This window comes from Litoribrevibacter euphylliae (assembly GCF_042646085.1).
GTDB classification, from domain to species: Bacteria; Pseudomonadota; Gammaproteobacteria; order Pseudomonadales; family Litoribrevibacteraceae; genus Litoribrevibacter; species Litoribrevibacter euphylliae.
In genome coordinates this window covers 218,741-235,487 of sequence record NZ_JBHRSZ010000005.1, presented here as the reverse complement: position 1 = coordinate 235,487, position 16,747 = coordinate 218,741, and the positions used below count along the sequence as shown (strand labels likewise).

At 43.9% G+C, this 16,747-nt stretch carries 13 protein-coding genes and 4 tRNA genes; all 17 read left to right on the top strand.

Going from position 1 to position 16,747, the window contains the following annotated elements; genetic code table 11:
• The first annotated feature begins 188 nt into the window (after positions 1-188).
• The 17 genes from betI (at position 189) to rpoC (ending at position 16,655) form a co-directional block, all read left to right on the top strand.
• A complete protein-coding gene (gene betI / locus ACFOEK_RS13930) occupies positions 189-764 on the top strand; it encodes a transcriptional regulator BetI (protein ID WP_386721959.1) in 576 nt (191 codons plus the stop codon).
• 10 nt (positions 765-774) lie between these two features.
• Entirely contained in the window at positions 775-1,725 is a 951-nt protein-coding gene (locus ACFOEK_RS13925; protein WP_386721957.1) for a biotin--[acetyl-CoA-carboxylase] ligase, read from the top strand.
• On the top strand, positions 1,718-2,416 hold the full coding sequence (locus ACFOEK_RS13920; protein WP_386721955.1) for a type III pantothenate kinase: 699 nt from the start codon (positions 1,718-1,720) through the stop codon (positions 2,414-2,416). Before ACFOEK_RS13925 ends, ACFOEK_RS13920 begins: the two co-directional genes overlap by 8 nt.
• Before the next feature lie 14 nt (positions 2,417-2,430).
• The gene (locus ACFOEK_RS13915) at positions 2,431-3,054 is read left to right on the top strand and encodes a hypothetical protein (protein WP_386721954.1); all 624 of its coding nucleotides are present in this window, start codon (positions 2,431-2,433) and stop codon (positions 3,052-3,054) included.
• Between the two features lie 111 nt (positions 3,055-3,165).
• A tRNA-Tyr gene (locus ACFOEK_RS13910) sits at positions 3,166-3,250 on the top strand.
• Positions 3,251-3,260: 10 nt separating this feature from the next.
• Positions 3,261-3,335: transfer RNA gene (locus ACFOEK_RS13905), tRNA-Gly, on the top strand.
• 19 nt (positions 3,336-3,354) lie between these two features.
• Positions 3,355-3,429: transfer RNA gene (locus ACFOEK_RS13900), tRNA-Thr, on the top strand.
• Positions 3,430-3,514: 85 nt separating this feature from the next.
• Positions 3,515-4,738 (top strand): elongation factor Tu, encoded by a 1,224-nt coding sequence (gene tuf / locus ACFOEK_RS13895; protein ID WP_386721932.1) that lies wholly within the window; start codon positions 3,515-3,517, stop codon positions 4,736-4,738.
• A 39-nt stretch (positions 4,739-4,777) separates the two neighbouring features.
• Positions 4,778-4,853: transfer RNA gene (locus ACFOEK_RS13890), tRNA-Trp, on the top strand.
• A gap of 24 nt (positions 4,854-4,877) precedes the next feature.
• Complete coding sequence (gene secE, locus ACFOEK_RS13885; protein ID WP_386721952.1) at positions 4,878-5,246, top strand: preprotein translocase subunit SecE; 369 nt, start codon at positions 4,878-4,880, stop codon at positions 5,244-5,246.
• Positions 5,247-5,254: 8 nt separating this feature from the next.
• Entirely contained in the window at positions 5,255-5,788 is a 534-nt protein-coding gene (nusG, locus tag ACFOEK_RS13880) for a transcription termination/antitermination protein NusG (protein ID WP_386721950.1), read from the top strand.
• Between the two features lie 48 nt (positions 5,789-5,836).
• Entirely contained in the window at positions 5,837-6,265 is a 429-nt protein-coding gene (rplK, locus tag ACFOEK_RS13875; protein ID WP_386721948.1) for a 50S ribosomal protein L11, read from the top strand.
• A gap of 2 nt (positions 6,266-6,267) precedes the next feature.
• Positions 6,268-6,966, top strand: coding sequence for a 50S ribosomal protein L1 (gene rplA, locus ACFOEK_RS13870; protein WP_386721946.1), 699 nt, complete (start codon positions 6,268-6,270; stop codon positions 6,964-6,966).
• Positions 6,967-7,156: 190 nt separating this feature from the next.
• A complete protein-coding gene (rplJ, locus tag ACFOEK_RS13865) occupies positions 7,157-7,651 on the top strand; it encodes a 50S ribosomal protein L10 (RefSeq protein ID WP_386721944.1) in 495 nt (164 codons plus the stop codon).
• Between the two features lie 84 nt (positions 7,652-7,735).
• Entirely contained in the window at positions 7,736-8,104 is a 369-nt protein-coding gene (gene rplL, locus ACFOEK_RS13860; protein ID WP_386721942.1) for a 50S ribosomal protein L7/L12, read from the top strand.
• A 139-nt stretch (positions 8,105-8,243) separates the two neighbouring features.
• Positions 8,244-12,377 carry a DNA-directed RNA polymerase subunit beta gene (rpoB, locus tag ACFOEK_RS13855; protein WP_386721940.1) on the top strand — a complete coding sequence of 1,378 codons (4,134 nt, stop codon included), beginning with the start codon at positions 8,244-8,246 and terminating at the stop codon, positions 12,375-12,377.
• Positions 12,378-12,446: 69 nt separating this feature from the next.
• A complete protein-coding gene (rpoC, locus tag ACFOEK_RS13850; protein WP_386721938.1) occupies positions 12,447-16,655 on the top strand; it encodes a DNA-directed RNA polymerase subunit beta' in 4,209 nt (1,402 codons plus the stop codon).
• Positions 16,656-16,747 lie beyond the last annotated feature (92 nt).

The window sequence follows — 16,747 nt, the reverse complement described above, 5'->3', positions numbered from 1 at the left end:
TCTGGAAAATATCCAACACCAAGACTTCGAGCGGAACAATACGGCTGAGGCTTGAAAAGACGCGGCTCTAACGTCTAACGTCCGTCTGCACATAATCCTCCATATTTTAAAAACAGGGGAAACTCTTGTGTTTCGATGAAGCTCTGTTTGTATAATAATTCCCCTTTTATTATGGTTGGATGCTAAATATGCCTAAAGTTGGTATGGAACCAATACGCAAAGCTCAATTGATTGAAGCAACTTTGGAGTCTGTAGAGCAATTTGGGCTTCAAAATACGACTGTAGCGACAATTTGTAAGATCGCAGGTCTTTCTCCTGGCATTATCAGTCATTATTTTGGTGGAAAACAGCAGCTTATAGAGGCTACGGTGAGTTATTTAATTCAATCGTTGCAAACTGAGTTGTTGAAAAAACTGAAGGATCAACCTGACGTTTCGCATAAAGAACGCCTTCATCTGTTGGTTGATTCTCACTTTAGTCAAATACAAACAAGTAAAAAAGCTGCAGCCACTTGGTTGTCGTTTTGGGCGCAGGCTGCACACGATCCATCACTTCAGCGGTTGCAGAAAATAAATGAAAGAAGAATGTTTTCTAATATTAAATATTCGATGAAATATTTAGTGGCAGAGGATTTAGTGAATGTTAAATCACATGCCTTGGCTGCAATGATTGATGGGTTGTGGATGAGAAGCTCGTTTGAATATGGTTCTTTAGATCTAGAAAGCGCGCCACTAATTTGTAAGCACTTTATCGATTCGTTGTAGGCATCGTGTTATGGATAAAGATTTAAAGTTATTTGAGTTGCTTTCTGATGGGGAATTTCATTCAGGTGAGGTGATTGCAAAGCTCTTTGGTGTGACGAGGAGTCGAGTATGGTCGTTGATTAACTCCTTGGAGGAAAAAGGAGTTATTGTCTCTCGTGTCAGGGGCAAGGGCTATCGCTATCGTGGAGGTTCATTTTTATTAGATAGTAATCATATTGAGCAAAAGCTATCACCTTTAGCGTTATATTACTTTCCATCAATCACTTCAACTAATGATATTGCTAGAGAGTATTTAAAAACCAGTGATCAACCATTATTGGTGGTTGCAGAGCATCAGACTGGAGGGCGTGGTCGCAGAGGAAGGCAATGGGCAAGCTGTTACGCGCATAACCTATTGTTCACGTATGGCGTACCAAGGTTTAGTGCTATGCAAGGGCTGGAAGGATTGAGTTTGCTTGTTGGTCTGACATTGGTGGATGTAGTAAATGCTTCATTAGGTGTTGATGCTAAGGTTAAATGGCCTAATGATGTACTAATTAATGGGGCTAAGTTAGCTGGGGTGTTAGTTGAAATTCAAGGCGATATAGGTGGGGATTATTCACTTATTATTGGTGTCGGACTGAATGTTAATGAGAGCCCTTCGGTTGGTGATCGTGAAGTGACGTCTCTGATGAAAAATTTTGGTCGGGCTATTAATCGTTCAGAATTGTTGGTGGCCTTTGTTGATCAGTTGAGAAGGAATATTAATCTCTTTTGTTTAGAGGGTTTTTCCTCGTTTTCCGGGCGATGGAATGAGATGGATGCATACCGGGGATGTCAAGTGCAGGTTGAGCAGGGAGGGGAGATTCTTGTGGGTCTTTCTAGAGGTGTTAATGCTAATGGTGTGTTGGATATTGAGGTGGAGGGTGAGCTTCGTAGTGTCCATGGTGGGGAGGTTTCGTTAAGGGCTGTATATGAATAAGGTTTATTTAGACTTAGGGAATACGGCGCTTAAAGTCTTTAATTCTCAAGGGGACTTAATAGAGACTTATCTGGCTTCGGACGTATGCTGGATTGATAGGTTTAAGAGCTTTATAGCATTGGGGGGGGTTGAACAGGCGGTGCTGGCATCGGTGGCAGTGAAGGAAAAAGAAGCCGCTGTTATGGGTGTAATGAAGGGGGTTGCAGTTACTAAAGCTTCTTGTGCAAAGGGGAGTTGGAAAATACAACACTCTTATAAACAACCTCACAGGTTGGGTATAGATCGTTTGCTTGCAATTGAAGCTGCTTATCGAGAAGTAAATGATAGGTTAGTTGTTATAGATTGTGGAAGTGCCATAACGCTTGACTCCGTGGATGCTGATGGTTTTCATTTGGGAGGATTTATTGTTCCGGGTTATCGTCTGCAAATGGAAAGTTTGCTAAATGGGACTAATTTGACATTTGATGCTGTTGAGCCTGCTCAGGATTTGGGGAATGATACGAGTGAGTGTATAAGGAATGGCTCATTGCGGATGATCACGAGTTTATGTGAATCAGTGATAAAGGAGTGTAATCCTTCAAAAGTAATATTGACAGGTGGGGATGTGAATGGTGTTTTGTCTTCGCTGCGGTCGCTAGGTGGGGTAGATGAACTCCTAGTATTTAAAGGACTTAAATATGTCTACGGCTAGAAGGGGATATCTGCATGCTTGCTAGGAAGCTTTTTGTTGGGTTGGTTGCTGTTAATGCGCTGTTGGTTTTGTTTATTGTTATGAATAATGATTTGGAGCCGCAGGTATCATCTCTAACTGAATTTAAACAGCAGGGAGAGCATTTGGAAGTGGTTTCAAAAATGCCTTTGGTGTCGAAGGTGGGGGAGCGTTCCGAATGTGGGGAATTAGGACCTTTGGATAGCTTTGCTGTTGCAGAGCAGGTGTCGCGTAGATTGCTTTCTAGAAATATAGGTAATTCTATCTATGAAAAAGAAGTGGTTGTTTCAACGGATTATTGGGTGATAATTCCGCCTCGGCCCTCGGAAAAGCAGGCTTATCGGTTGTTGAAACAATTGCAGTTATCGAATATAGATAGCTATATAGTGACCCAGGGAGATTATGCAAATGCTATTTCTTTGGGGTTGTTTACTGTAAAGACTTCTGCTTATCGCATTAAAGAAAAAATGATGGGTGCGGGGTTTGATGTTGTCGTGCAAGAGATAAATAGGTCACAAAAGCGATATTGGATAGAGTTTTTTTCTTCTTTGGAGTCGGCTAATTTAGCGCTGAGCAACTTTGATGCGCCAATTTCGAATAAAATTTGCAAAAGTCATTGATTTTTAAAGATCTTCTGCTTAATATAGCGACCTCTTTTGAGGCAGTCATAATACTGGAAAAAAAGAGTTGCAAATAAAAAGCTCTTCAGTATAATGCACGCCACGATTCGGGGAGGGGTTCCCGAGTGGCCAAAGGGATCAGACTGTAAATCTGACGGCTCAGCCTTCGCAGGTTCGAATCCTGCCCCCTCCACCATTATCTTTATGCGGGTGTCGTATAATGGCTATTACCTCAGCCTTCCAAGCTGATGATGCGGGTTCGATTCCCGCCACCCGCTCCAGTAATAAATAATAGATTTTGCTCATGTAGCTCAGGGGTAGAGCACTCCCTTGGTAAGGGAGAGGTCGCCAGTTCAATTCTGGCCATGAGCTCCATGAAGAATTAGTAGGATAGGCGGCCTTGTTGTGCGCCTATTTTGTGTATTTGCAACTTGTATATTGTGCTCTGGGAGTCTTCTCGATGGCAAAGGAAAAATTTGAACGTTCCAAACCGCATGTTAACGTTGGTACTATCGGTCACGTTGACCACGGCAAAACAACTCTAACTGCGGCATTGACTCGTGTATGTTCAGAAGTGTTTGGTGGTGAGAAAGTAGATTTCGCAAACATCGATAACGCTCCAGAAGAGCGTGAGCGTGGTATTACAATTGCGACTTCACACGTAGAGTACGATTCAACTGATCGTCACTACGCGCACGTAGACTGCCCGGGGCACGCTGACTACGTTAAAAACATGATTACTGGTGCTGCTCAGATGGACGGCGCTATCTTGGTATGTGGTGCGACTGATGGACCTATGCCTCAGACTCGTGAGCATATCCTTCTTTCTCGTCAGGTAGGTGTACCTTACATCGTAGTATTCTTGAACAAGGCAGACCTTCTTGCTGAAGACTGTGGTGGTCACGGTACTGAAGAGTATGATGAAATGCTTGAGCTAGTAGAAATGGAACTACGTGATCTACTAAGCGAGTATGAATTCCCTGGTGATGACACTCCAATCATTGCTGGTTCTGCTCTTATGGCATTGAATGGTCAAGATGATAATGAGCTGGGTACAACAGCGGTTAAGAAGCTGGTTGAAGCGCTAGATTCTTACATTCCTGAGCCAGAGCGTGATACTGACAAGCCATTCCTAATGCCGATTGAGGATGTTTTCTCAATTCAAGGTCGTGGTACTGTGGTAACTGGTCGTATCGAAAGCGGTATTATCACTGTTGGTGAAGAAATCGAAATCGTTGGTATCAAAGAGACTACCAAGACAACTTGTACTGGTGTTGAAATGTTCCGTAAGCTGCTTGACGAAGGTCGTGCAGGTGAGAACTGTGGTATTCTTCTGCGTGGTACTAAGCGTGATGAGGTTGAGCGTGGTCAAGTATTAACTAAGCCAGGTGCAATCACTCCGCACACTAAATTCGAAGCAGAAATCTATGTGTTAGGTAAAGATGAAGGTGGTCGTCATACTCCATTCTTCAAAGGTTACCGTCCACAGTTCTACTTCCGTACAACTGACGTAACTGGTTCTTGTGAACTACCTGATGGCGTAGAAATGGTTATGCCTGGTGATAACGTTCAGTTGTCTGTAACTCTAATTGCTCCAATTGCGATGGATGAAGGTCTACGCTTTGCGATCCGTGAAGGCGGTCGTACAGTTGGTGCAGGTGTTGTTGCAAAGATTATTGAGTAATGTATAATATGCCCCTCTCTTGAAGAGGGGTTAACTTTTAGGCCAGTAGTTCAATTGGTAGAGCGTCGGTCTCCAAAACCGAAAGTTGGGGGTTCAAGTCCCTCCTGGCCTGCCATCTTCTCTCTCCGTTAGCGCGCACATGAATTCAAATATCGAAACTCAAAAGTCACCACTTGATATCGTTAAGTGGGTATTGGTTGCAGCGGTTGTTGCTGTAGCTGTTGTAGGGAACGCAATTTATAGCGATGAGTCTTTGTTGTATCGCGTGATTGCTGTTTTGGTTTTGTCAGTTGTGGCTGTTGGTGTTGCTTTGACAACTGAGCACGGGAAGCGTTTTTCGCAGTTTGTGCGTATGTCCTGGGCTGAAGTTAAGAAAGTAGTTTGGCCGACACGAGAGGAAACTCGTCAAACGACAGTGATTGTGATTGTTGCTGTGCTGATTGTAGGGTTGATTTTGTACTTCTTGGATATGTTGTTTGGTTGGCTTGTTAAGTTGCTTATTGGTTAGAGGTTGATATGTCTAAGCGTTGGTATGTGGTTCAGGCTTACTCTGGCTATGAAAAGAGAGTGATGAATTCTCTTAAAGAACAAGTTGAGCTTAAAGGTATGCAGGAATATTTTGGTGATATTCTTGTTCCGACAGAAGAAGTTGTAGAGATTCGCGAAGGAAAAAAGCGAAAAAGTGAGCGTAAGTTTTATCCTGGCTATGTTCTTGTGAATATGGAGATGAATGATGAAACTTGGCACTTGGTTAAAAGTACTTCTCGTGTTTTAGGTTTTATTGGTGGGACCGCAGATAAGCCGGCTCCAATTACTCAGCGTGAGGCTGATGCCATTTTGCAGCGTGTTGAAACGGGTGCTAATAAACCTCGTCCGAAAACATTGTTTGAAGCGGGTGAGGTTGTGCGTGTTAATGACGGTCCGTTTGCTGACTTTAATGGCGTTGTAGAAGAAGTAGATTATGAAAAGAGCAGGGTGAAAGTTTCTGTTCTTATTTTTGGTCGCTCTACTCCTGTGGAGTTGGAGTTTGGTCAGGTTGAAAAGACCTGATAAGTAAAGCTGGGGAGCCGAAAGGCGTTTGCACCCTTAGGAGTTAAAATGGCTAAGAAAATTGAAGCTTATATCAAGTTGCAGGTTGCAGCTGGTCAAGCTAACCCAAGTCCGCCGGTTGGTCCTGCTCTAGGTCAGCATGGTGTGAATATTATGGAATTCTGTAAAGCGTTCAATGCTTCTACTCAAAAGCTTGAGCCGGGTCTTCCTGTTCCTGTTGTTATTACTGTTTATAATGATCGTTCTTTCTCGTTCATTACTAAAACACCTCCTGCTGCAGTTCTGTTGAAGAAAGCTGCTGGTCTTAAGAGCGGTTCTGCTCGTCCAAATACTGAAAAAGTTGGCAAGGTAACTCGTGCTCAGTTGGAAGAAATTGCAACTGCGAAAGAGCCTGATCTAACGGCTGCAGATATGGATGCTGCTGTGCGTACTATTGCTGGTACTGCTCGTAGCATGGGTCTAGAGGTGGAGGATTAATCATGGCTAAGCTAACAAAGCGCGCAAAACTGATCGCGGAAAAAGTGGATGCAGATAAGCAGTACACTGTTGAAGAAGCGGTAGCTATTCTTAAGGATCTTTCATCGTCTGTTAAGTTTACAGAGTCTGTTGATGTTTCTGTGAACCTAGGCATTGATGCTCGTAAATCTGATCAAAACGTACGTGGTGCAACTGTTCTTCCGAATGGTAACGGTAAAACTGTACGTGTTGCAGTGTTTACTCAGGGTGAAAACGCTGAGAAAGCAACGGCAGCTGGCGCTGATGTTGTTGGTATGGACGATTTGGCTGCTGATGTTAAAGCAGGCAATATGGACTTCGACGTAGTAATTGCGACTCCAGATGCAATGCGTGTAGTAGGTCAGCTAGGTCAAATTCTTGGTCCTCGTGGTCTTATGCCAAACCCGAAGGTTGGTACTGTAACTCCTGATGTAGAGACAGCTGTTAAGAATGCAAAAGCTGGTCAGGTTCGCTACCGTAACGACAAGGCAGGTATCATTCACACTGGTATCGGTAATGTGACTTTTGAAGCTGCTCAGATTCAAGGTAACCTTGAAGCTTTGCTTGCGGATCTTAAGAAAGCTAAACCTGCTTCTGCGAAAGGCGTTTTCATGAAGAAAGTTACCATTTCTTCAACTATGGGTCCTGGCTTGACGATCGATCAAGCGACTCTAGATATCTAATTTAAAGAACTTTGGGGTCTTGGTCTCTACGGCCGGGACTATCAAAGACCGTAGGTGCAATGGCTAATGTTGTGAAGTCTTTGGTTGTTGCTTAATTTCCTACGCAGATGGTGTGTTCCCCTTCAGAATACTGAATTGTCACACCTAAGTTAGCTCTTCGGAGCATTCATTAACTTTTAGGAGTTAAATTGTGGCTTTAGGACTTATTGATAAAAAAGCAATTGTTGCTGAAGTCCAGGAAGCTGCTCAGTCAGCTCAGTCAGCTGTAGTTGCTGATGCACGTGGTGTATCTGTAACTGATATGACTGCTTTGCGTAAAGAAGCTCGTGAAGCCGGTGTTTGGATGCGTGTTGTACGTAACACCTTGGCAAAACGTGCCGTAGAAGGTACGGAATACGAGTGTTTGACTGAAAACTTCGTTGGCCCGACTTTGATTGCATTTTCTACTGAGCACCCGGGTGCTGCAGCGCGTATCTTTAAAGATTTCGCGAAGACAAATGAAAAATTCGAAGTTAAGGCGGCGGCATTTGAAGGTAAAGTAGCGGATGTAAACCTACTTGCAACCTTGCCGACATACGACGAAGCGATCGCAAAGCTAATGAGCGTGATGAAAGAAGCAGCCGCTGGCAAACTGGTTCGTACAATTGCTGCGATCCGCGATCAGAAAGAACAAGAAGCAGCTTAATACGTTATCTGAAATTTCTACGTATTTTCTGTTTAGAACTAATTTATCGAGCGAAAGCTCCATTAATGATTCTGGGATAATATTATGTCTCTTACTAAAGACGATATCATCAATGCAGTTGCTGAAATGTCTGTGACTGACGTTGTTGAATTGATTGAAGCAATGGAAGAAAAATTTGGCGTAACTGCAGCGGCAGCGGCAGTAGCAGTATCTGGTGACACTAGCGCTGCAGCTGAAGAGAAGACTGAATTCGACGTAGTGCTTACTGGTGCTGGCGAGAAGAAAGTTAACGTAATTAAAGCAGTTCGTGCAATCACTGGTCTTGGCTTGAAAGAAGCGAAAGGCATGGTTGATGGTACTCCGGCAACTGTTAAAGAAGGCGTTTCTAAAGAAGACGCTGAAGAAGCTAAGAAGCAGCTTGAAGAGGCTGGTGCATCTGTTGAGATTAAATAATCTCGACTTAGCGCATAAAAGCTCTATAGTAAAGCTGGCTGGCGGCATTTTGTCGCCGGCCTTTTACCGTTTATAAAGAACTGAATTATTAGTGCTATCCGCACTATCGCGATAGTTGGTAAAAGAGCTGAGGATCATAATGGCTTACTCATACACCGAAAAAAAACGAATTCGGAAGGACTTCAGTAAAGTACCTCCGGTTATGGATGTGCCGTACTTGTTGGCAATCCAGCTGGATTCTTACAAGAAGTTTTTGCAGGCAGACGCAGATGCGTCCACAAGAATGGAAATGGGCCTGCACGCAGCATTCAAATCTGTATTTCCCATTGTCTCTTTTTCTGGAAACGCAGCGTTGGAATACGTTAGTTATCGGTTAGGCAAGCCTGTATTCGACGTAAAAGAGTGTGTGCTTCGTGGTATTACTTATTCTGCACCGCTTAGAGTTAAAGTTCGTCTAATTATCTATGATAAAGAATCGTCCACTAAGGCGATTAAAGACATTAAAGAGCAAGAAGTGTACATGGGTGAAATGCCGCTCATGACAGAGAACGGTACTTTCGTTATTAATGGTACTGAGCGTGTAATCGTTTCTCAGTTACACCGTTCTCCTGGTGTGTTCTTTGATCATGACAAAGGTAAAACGCACTCTTCTGGCAAACTACTGTATTCTGCTCGTATTATTCCTTACCGTGGTTCATGGTTGGATTTCGAGTTTGATCCTAAAGATAACGTATTTGTTCGTATTGACCGTCGTCGTAAGTTACCTGCAACTATTCTTCTTCGTGCTTTGGGTTATGAAGCTGAAGAAATGCTTGATATGTTCTTTGACACAGCTGAGTACGAGTTCCGTCAAGACGGTGTGTACCTGAAGCTAGTTGCTGGGCGTCTTCGTGGTGAAACTGCGACATTTGATATTGTTGACGCGAACGGTGAGTTAGTTGTTGAAACAGGTCGTCGTATCACTGCTCGTCACATTCGTACTATGGAAAAAGCCGGTCTTGAATGGCTTAAGGTGCCAGTAGAGTATCTATGTGGTAAGACTGTTGCTAAAAACATGGTGCACCCAGCGACAGGTGAGATTCTGTGTGAATGTAACTCAGAAATCACTATGGAGTTATTGGAAACCTTTGCGCAAGCAGGTGTGACTTCAATTGAAACTCTGTACACCAATGACTTGGATTGTGGTTCATTCCTTTCTGATACGTTACGTGTTGATCCTACTCGTAATAAATTAGAAGCCTTGGTGGAAATCTATCGTATGATGCGCCCTGGTGAGCCGCCAACCAAAGAGGCTGCTGAAGCGCTGTTCCATAACTTGTTCTTTACTGATGAACGTTATGACCTTTCGACAGTAGGTCGTATGAAGTTTAATCGCCGTTTGGGTCGAGAAGAGACGACTGGCGATGGTATTCTGTTTGATGCTACTTATTTGGAAGAAGATTCAGATAAGTCATCCGATATTGTTGAAGTACTGAAGACGTTAATCGATATTCGTAACGGTAAAGGTACCGTTGATGACATCGATAACCTGGGTAACCGTCGTATTCGTTCTGTTGGTGAAATGGCTGAAAACCAATTCCGTGTTGGTTTGGTTCGTGTAGAGCGTGCGGTACGTGAGCGCTTGAGCCTAGCTGAGTCTGAAGGGTTAATGCCTCAAGATCTAATTAATGCTAAGCCGGTAGCTGCTGCGATTAAAGAGTTCTTTGGTTCTAGTCAGCTGTCTCAGTTCATGGATCAAAACAACCCGTTGTCAGAGGTTACTCATAAGCGTCGTGTTTCTGCATTAGGCCCTGGTGGTTTGACTCGTGAGCGTGCAGGCTTTGAAGTTCGAGATGTACACGCAACGCATTATGGTCGTGTTTGTCCTATTGAAACACCTGAAGGTCCAAACATTGGTCTGATTAACTCGTTATCAACTTATGCGCGTACAAATGAGTATGGTTTCTTAGAAAGCCCTTACCGTAAAGTTGTTGATGGTGTTGTTACTGAAGACATCGAATATTTATCTGCTATTGAAGAGACTGAGCAAGTTATTGCGCAGGCAAACGCAGAATTAGATGGTGACAACCGTCTTGTTGATGAGCTAGTAACGGTTCGTCATAAAGAAGAAACAACGGTTATGGCTCCAGAAAAAGTAACCTATATGGATGTATCTCCACGTCAGGTTGTTTCTGTTGCTGCGTCACTTATTCCTTTCCTTGAGCACGATGATGCTAACCGTGCATTGATGGGATCAAACATGCAACGTCAGGCTGTGCCAACATTGGTTGCAGACAAGCCTGTTGTTGGTACTGGTATGGAGCGCTATGTTGCTCGTGATTCTGGTGTGTGTTTGATCGCAGCTCGTGGTGGTGTAATTGAAAGTGTTGATGCTTCACGTGTGGTTGTTCGTGTAAACGACGCCGAAACGCAAGCGGGTGAAGCGGGTGTAGACATCTATAACCTCACTAAATACGTTCGTTCTAACCAAAATACCTGTATCAATCAGCGCTCAGTTGTTCGTCCTGGAGATGTGGTTTCTCGTGGCGATGTATTGGCTGACGGTCCATCAGTAGATTTAGGTGAGCTGGCTCTAGGTCAGAATATGCGTATCGCCTTTATGCCGTGGAATGGTTATAACTTCGAGGATTCTATCCTTGTATCTGAGCGTGCTGTTCAAGAAGACCGTTTCACTACGATCCACATTCAAGAGCTAACTTGTATCAGTCGTGATACCAAGCTTGGTTCTGAGGAAATCACTGCTGATATTCCTAATGTCGGTGAAGCTGCATTAGCCAAGCTTGATGAGTCGGGTATCGTATATGTTGGTGCTGAAGTTGGCCCTGGCGATATTTTGGTTGGTAAGGTTACGCCGAAAGGTGAAACTCAGCTAACTCCGGAAGAGAAACTGCTTCGTGCGATTTTCGGTGAAAAAGCGTCGGACGTTAAAGATACTTCTCTTCGTGTAAAGACTGGTACCAAAGGTACTGTAATTGATGTACAGGTCTTTACTCGCGATGGTGTTGAAAAAGATCAGCGTGCTTTGGATATCGAAAAAGCTCAGCTGGATGAGTACCGCAAAGACTTAATGGCTGAGTTTGCAATCGTTGAACGTGCAACGTTTGAACGTTTAGGTGCAGCACTGGTTGGTAAAGAAATTATTGCCGGCCCTGGCATGAAGAAAGGCGACTCGTTAACTCAAGAGTACCTGGATAACCTCCAGCATGATCAATGGTTTAAGTTGAACTTGGCTGATGAATCTTTGAACGAGCAACTTGAAGCGGCGCAAGATTACTTGAAGAATCACCGCAAAGAGCAGGATGAGAAGTTCGAAGATAAGAAACGTAAGATCCAGACAGGTGATGATTTAGCGCCAGGTGTTCTTAAGATTGTTAAGGTCTACGTGGCTATTAAACGTCGTATCCAGCCAGGCGATAAGATGGCTGGTCGTCATGGTAACAAAGGTGTGATTTCTGCAATTATGCCTGTAGAAGATATGCCACATGATGAGAATGGCGAGCCAGTAGATATTGTTCTTAACCCACTGGGTGTACCGTCTCGTATGAACGTGGGGCAGATTCTTGAGATGCACTTGGGGATGGCTGCCAAAGGTCTAGGTGTTCGAATTAACGAAATGTTAAGAGAAGAGCAAGATCGCCTAGAGAAGGTTCAAAAGCTACGTAGCTTCCTAAAAGAAGTCTATAACACTGATGTGTCTGGTAATGTTCCTGCCAGAAACGAAGATATTGACTCTTTATCTGATGAGGAAGTTTTAGAGCTCGCTGGCAATCTAACTGGTGGTGTTCCGATGGCTACACCTGTGTTTGATGGTGCTAAAGAAGCAGAAATTAAGCACATGTTGAAACTGGCCGGTCTTCCTGAAAGTGGTCAGTTCACAATGTTTGATGGTCGTACTGGTCAGAAATTTGACCGTAAAGTTACGGTTGGCTACATGTACATGCTGAAACTTAACCACTTGGTGGATGATAAGATGCATGCTCGTTCCACTGGTTCGTACAGTCTTGTGACGCAGCAGCCGTTAGGTGGTAAAGCACAGTTTGGTGGTCAGCGCTTCGGTGAGATGGAAGTGTGGGCACTAGAGGCATATGGTGCAGCTTATACACTGCAAGAAATGCTTACAGTTAAGTCGGATGACGTGAATGGTCGAACTAAGATGTATAAGAACATCGTGGATGGCGACCACAGAATGGAACCTGGTATGCCGGAATCGTTTAACGTTCTGGTGAAGGAGATCCGTTCTCTTGGCATCGATATCGAACTGGAAACCGAATAATTAACTGAGTATTAACATGAGCGTCTAACTAATGTGTTGGCGCTCATAAAGCTAAATGAGGCTTTATAAATGAAAGACCTGTTAGGCTTGCTAAAAAACCAAGGCCAATCTGACGAGTTTGATTCGATCCGTATTGGTTTGGCATCGCCAGAAATGATTCGCGCGTGGTCGTATGGTGAGGTTAAGAAACCTGAAACCATCAACTACCGTACCTTTAAGCCAGAACGTGAAGGTTTGTTCTGTGCAAAAATCTTTGGTCCAATCAAAGATTATGAATGCTTGTGCGGCAAGTATAAGCGTATGAAGCATCGCGGAATTATCTGTGAAAAGTGTGGTGTTGAAGTAACGCTATCTAAAGTACGTCGTGACCGCATGGGGCATATTGAACTTGCTAGCCCAGTTGCACATATTTGGTTCCTGAAGTCATTGCCGTCTCGCATCGGTATGTTATTGGATATGACTTTGCGTGATATCGAACGAGTACTTTACTTCGAATCATTCGTGGTTGTTGAGCCAGGTATGACTACCCTTGAAAAGGGTCAGATGCTGAATGATGAAGAGTATTTCGAAGCACTTGAGCAGTTCGGTGATGATTTTGATGCTCGTATGGGGGCTGAAGCCGTTCAGTACCTTCTTCAAGATATGGATCTTGAACAAGAAGTGTCAGAAATTCGTGAAGAAATTCCTCAGACAAACTCTGAAACAAAGCTTAAGAAGCTAACTAAGCGTCTTAAACTGTTGGAATCTTTTGTTAAGTCAGGTAACGAACCTGGTTGGATGATTCTTGAAGTTTTACCTGTACTTCCACCTGATTTACGTCCTTTGGTTCCTTTGGATGGTGGTCGTTTTGCTACTTCAGATTTGAACGATCTGTATCGTCGTGTAATTAACCGTAATAATCGTCTTAAGCGTCTTCTTGAGCTTAATGCGCCTGATATTATCGTTCGTAATGAGAAGCGCATGCTTCAAGAGTCTGTCGATGCATTGCTTGATAATGGTCGTCGTGGTCGTGCTATTACCGGTTCTAATAAGCGTCCGTTAAAATCTCTTGCTGATATGATCAAGGGTAAAGGTGGTCGCTTCCGTCAGAACCTACTTGGAAAGCGTGTTGATTACTCTGGTCGTTCGGTAATTACTGTAGGTCCTCAGTTGCGCCTTCATCAGTGTGGTCTTCCTAAGAAGATGGCACTTGAACTGTTCAAACCATTTATTTTTTCTAAGTTAGAGTTACGTGGTCTTGCTACTACTATTAAAGCGGCTAAGAAAATGGTTGAGCGTGAAACTGCTGAAGTTTGGGATATTCTTGCTGAAGTTATCCGTGAACACCCGGTATTACTTAACCGTGCACCGACACTTCACCGTTTGGGTATTCAAGCGTTTGAGCCGCAGCTAATTGAAGGTAAAGCTATCCAGTTGCATCCATTGGTTTGTGCGGCGTATAACGCTGACTTCGATGGTGACCAAATGGCTGTTCACGTACCGTTGACTACTGAAGCTCAGTTGGAAGCGCGTGCGTTGATGATGGCAACCAACAACGTATTGGCACCTGCGAACGGTGAGCCGATTATTGTTCCTTCTCAGGACGTTGTACTTGGTTTGTACTATATGACTCGTGAGCGTATTAATGCTCAGGGTGAAGGTCTGGTTCTTGCGAATATCGAAGAAGCGCATCGTGCTTATTGGTCTGGTCGCGCTCATCTTCAAGCAAAAGTTAAAGTTCGAATTCGCGATGTTAGTATCGATGAAGATGGTAATAGCACCGAAAAGACTGAGTTGCGTGAGACGACTATTGGTCGAGCAATGTTGTTTGACATTGTACCGGAAGGAATTCCGTATGAAATGGTCAACCAAGCAATGAAGAAGAAAGCAATTTCTGCTCTTCTAAATCGTTGTTATCGTGTTGTTGGTCTTAAAGATACAGTTATTTTTGCTGATCAGTTGATGTATACCGGTTTCCATTATGCGACATTGTCTGGTGCATCGATTGGTGTAAATGACTTCGAAATTCCAAAAGAAAAAGCAAGCATCGTTGCTGCGGCGGAAGAAGAAGTTAAAGAAATTGAAGCGCAATATGCTTCAGGTCTTGTAACTCACGGTGAGAAATACAACAAGGTTATTGATATCTGGTCTCGTGCGAACGAAGTCGTTTCGACCAAGATGATGGAAAACCTTGGTAAAGAGTCAGTAGTTGACCGTGAAGGTAATGAAGTTCAGCAAGATTCATTTAACTCTGTATATATGATGGCTGATTCTGGTGCTCGTGGTTCTGCTGCTCAGATTCGTCAGTTGTCTGGTATGCGTGGTCTGATGGCGAAGCCGGATGGCTCTATTATTGAAACCCCAATTGTTGCGAACTTCCGTGAAGGTCTGAACGTTCTTCAGTACTTTATTTCTACACACGGTGCTCGTAAAGGTTTGGCGGATACCGCACTTAAGACTGCAAACTCAGGTTATCTAACTCGTCGTTTGGTTGATGTTGCGCAGGATGTTGTAGTAACTGAAGATGATTGTGGAACTGAAGAAGGTCTAGTCATGACGCCTCTTATTGAGGGTGGTGATGTTGTACTTCCTTTGGGTGATCGTGTTCTTGGTCGTGTTGTGGCTCAAGATGTACTTCAGCCTGGCAGTGATGAAGTTGCAATTGAACGTGGTACTTTGATCGACGAACGTTGGGTTAAGCGTTTAGAGCACATTGGTGTTGATGAGATTATCGTTCGTTCAGCTATTACTTGTAAAACTCGCTTCGGTATTTGTGCTAGCTGTTATGGTCGCGACTTGGCTCGTGGTCACTTGGTTAATCCAGGGGAAGCAGTTGGTGTTATCGCGGCTCAGTCGATTGGTGAGCCGGGTACTCAGCTTACCATGCGTACTTTCCATATTGGTGGTGCGGCATCTCGAGCGTCAGCAGTTGATAATATTCAAGTGAAGAATGGTGGTACGGTACGTCTTCGTAAGCTGAAGTCTGTGCAGCGTGATTCTGGTGAGCTAGTTGCGACTTCACGTTCTGGTGAATTGGCAATTGCTGATGAATTCGGTCGTGAGCGTGAGCTCTATAAAATCCCATATGGTGCTGTAATCAGTGTTCAGGATGGTGATGCAGTGACTCCTGGTCAGGTAGTTGCGAACTGGGATCCTCACACTCACCCAATCATCAGTGAAGTGTCTGGTCGAGCGCAGTTCTCTGGTATGGAAGATAAAATTACCATTGAGCGCCAAACGGATGAATTGACCGGTTTGTCTAGCATTCAGATTATCGATCCTAAGGATCGTCCTGCAGCAGGTAAAGACATTCGACCAATGATTTCCTTGGTAGATGATGCTGGTAACGAAGTTAAGTTTGCGAACTCTGATGCGCCAGCTCAATATATGCTGCCAGGTAGTGCTTTGGTTAATACTGAAGATGGTGCTGAAGTTCGAGTCGGTGATGTTGTTGCTCGTATTCCTCAAGAGTCTTCAGGAAACAAAGATATTACCGGTGGTCTTCCGCGAGTTGCGGATCTGTTTGAAGCACGTAAGCCTAAAGAGCCGGCTATCCTAGCTGAAATCACTGGTACGATCGGCTTCGGTAAAGAGACTAAAGGCAAGAAACGTCTTCAGATTATTCCATCAGACGGTGCTGATGCCTACGAGGTTCTGATTCCTAAGTGGCGTCAATTGAACGTATTTGAAGGTGAGCAAGTGACTAAAGGTGAAGTTATCGCCGATGGTCCAGCAAGTTCACATGATATTTTGCGCCTATTGGGTGTTGAGGCGTTGGCTCAATACATTACCAATGAGGTTCAGGATGTTTACCGTCTTCAAGGTGTTGTAATTAATGATAAGCACATTGAAGTTATTATTCGTCAGATGCTTCGTAAAGTAGATGTAGTAACTACTGGTGAGAGTGATTTGATTGCAGGTGATCAGGTTGAATTGTCTGAGATTGTTGAGGTTAACGAGAAACTCGTAGCTGAAAACAAGGTTCCTGCGAAATTCGAACATGTATTGCTAGGTATTACCAAGGCTTCCTTGTCTACGGATTCCTTCATCTCAGCGGCTTCTTTCCAGGAGACGACTCGAGTTCTTACGGAAGGTGCTGTAACAGGTAAGCGCGACTATTTACGTGGTCTGAAGGAAAATGTTGTGGTAGGTCGTTTGATTCCGGCTGGTACCGGTTTGACTTATCACAAGGAAAGAAAGCGTCGTCAGCAGCAAGAACTGGAGCCATTTGTGGCGCCGACCTTGAATGCAGATGAAGCTGAAGAGAGATTGTCTGAAGAAATGAAAGGGATTGAGTAAATTCTATTCATTTCTAAGACTTGACTAGGATTGCTGAGGTCATTAGACTTTCGCATCCTGAATAATGGTGGGGATTTTGTCTCCACCTTTTC

Bases quoted from the DNA above. Each gene is read 5' to 3' on its own strand.
- betI (WP_386721959.1), top strand. From the start codon at position 189: ATGCCTAAAGTTGGTATGGAACCAATACGCAAAGCTCAATTGATTGAA.
- ACFOEK_RS13925 (WP_386721957.1), top strand. From the start codon at position 775: ATGGATAAAGATTTAAAGTTATTTGAGTTGCTTTCTGATGGGGAATTT.
- ACFOEK_RS13920 (WP_386721955.1), top strand. From the start codon at position 1,718: ATGAATAAGGTTTATTTAGACTTAGGGAATACGGCGCTTAAAGTCTTT.
- ACFOEK_RS13915 (WP_386721954.1), top strand. From the start codon at position 2,431: ATGCTTGCTAGGAAGCTTTTTGTTGGGTTGGTTGCTGTTAATGCGCTG.
- tuf (WP_386721932.1), top strand. From the start codon at position 3,515: ATGGCAAAGGAAAAATTTGAACGTTCCAAACCGCATGTTAACGTTGGT.
- secE (WP_386721952.1), top strand. From the start codon at position 4,878: ATGAATTCAAATATCGAAACTCAAAAGTCACCACTTGATATCGTTAAG.
- nusG (WP_386721950.1), top strand. From the start codon at position 5,255: ATGTCTAAGCGTTGGTATGTGGTTCAGGCTTACTCTGGCTATGAAAAG.
- rplK (WP_386721948.1), top strand. From the start codon at position 5,837: ATGGCTAAGAAAATTGAAGCTTATATCAAGTTGCAGGTTGCAGCTGGT.
- rplA (WP_386721946.1), top strand. From the start codon at position 6,268: ATGGCTAAGCTAACAAAGCGCGCAAAACTGATCGCGGAAAAAGTGGAT.
- rplL (WP_386721942.1), top strand. From the start codon at position 7,736: ATGTCTCTTACTAAAGACGATATCATCAATGCAGTTGCTGAAATGTCT.
- rpoB (WP_386721940.1), top strand. From the start codon at position 8,244: ATGGCTTACTCATACACCGAAAAAAAACGAATTCGGAAGGACTTCAGT.
- rpoC (WP_386721938.1), top strand. From the start codon at position 12,447: ATGAAAGACCTGTTAGGCTTGCTAAAAAACCAAGGCCAATCTGACGAG.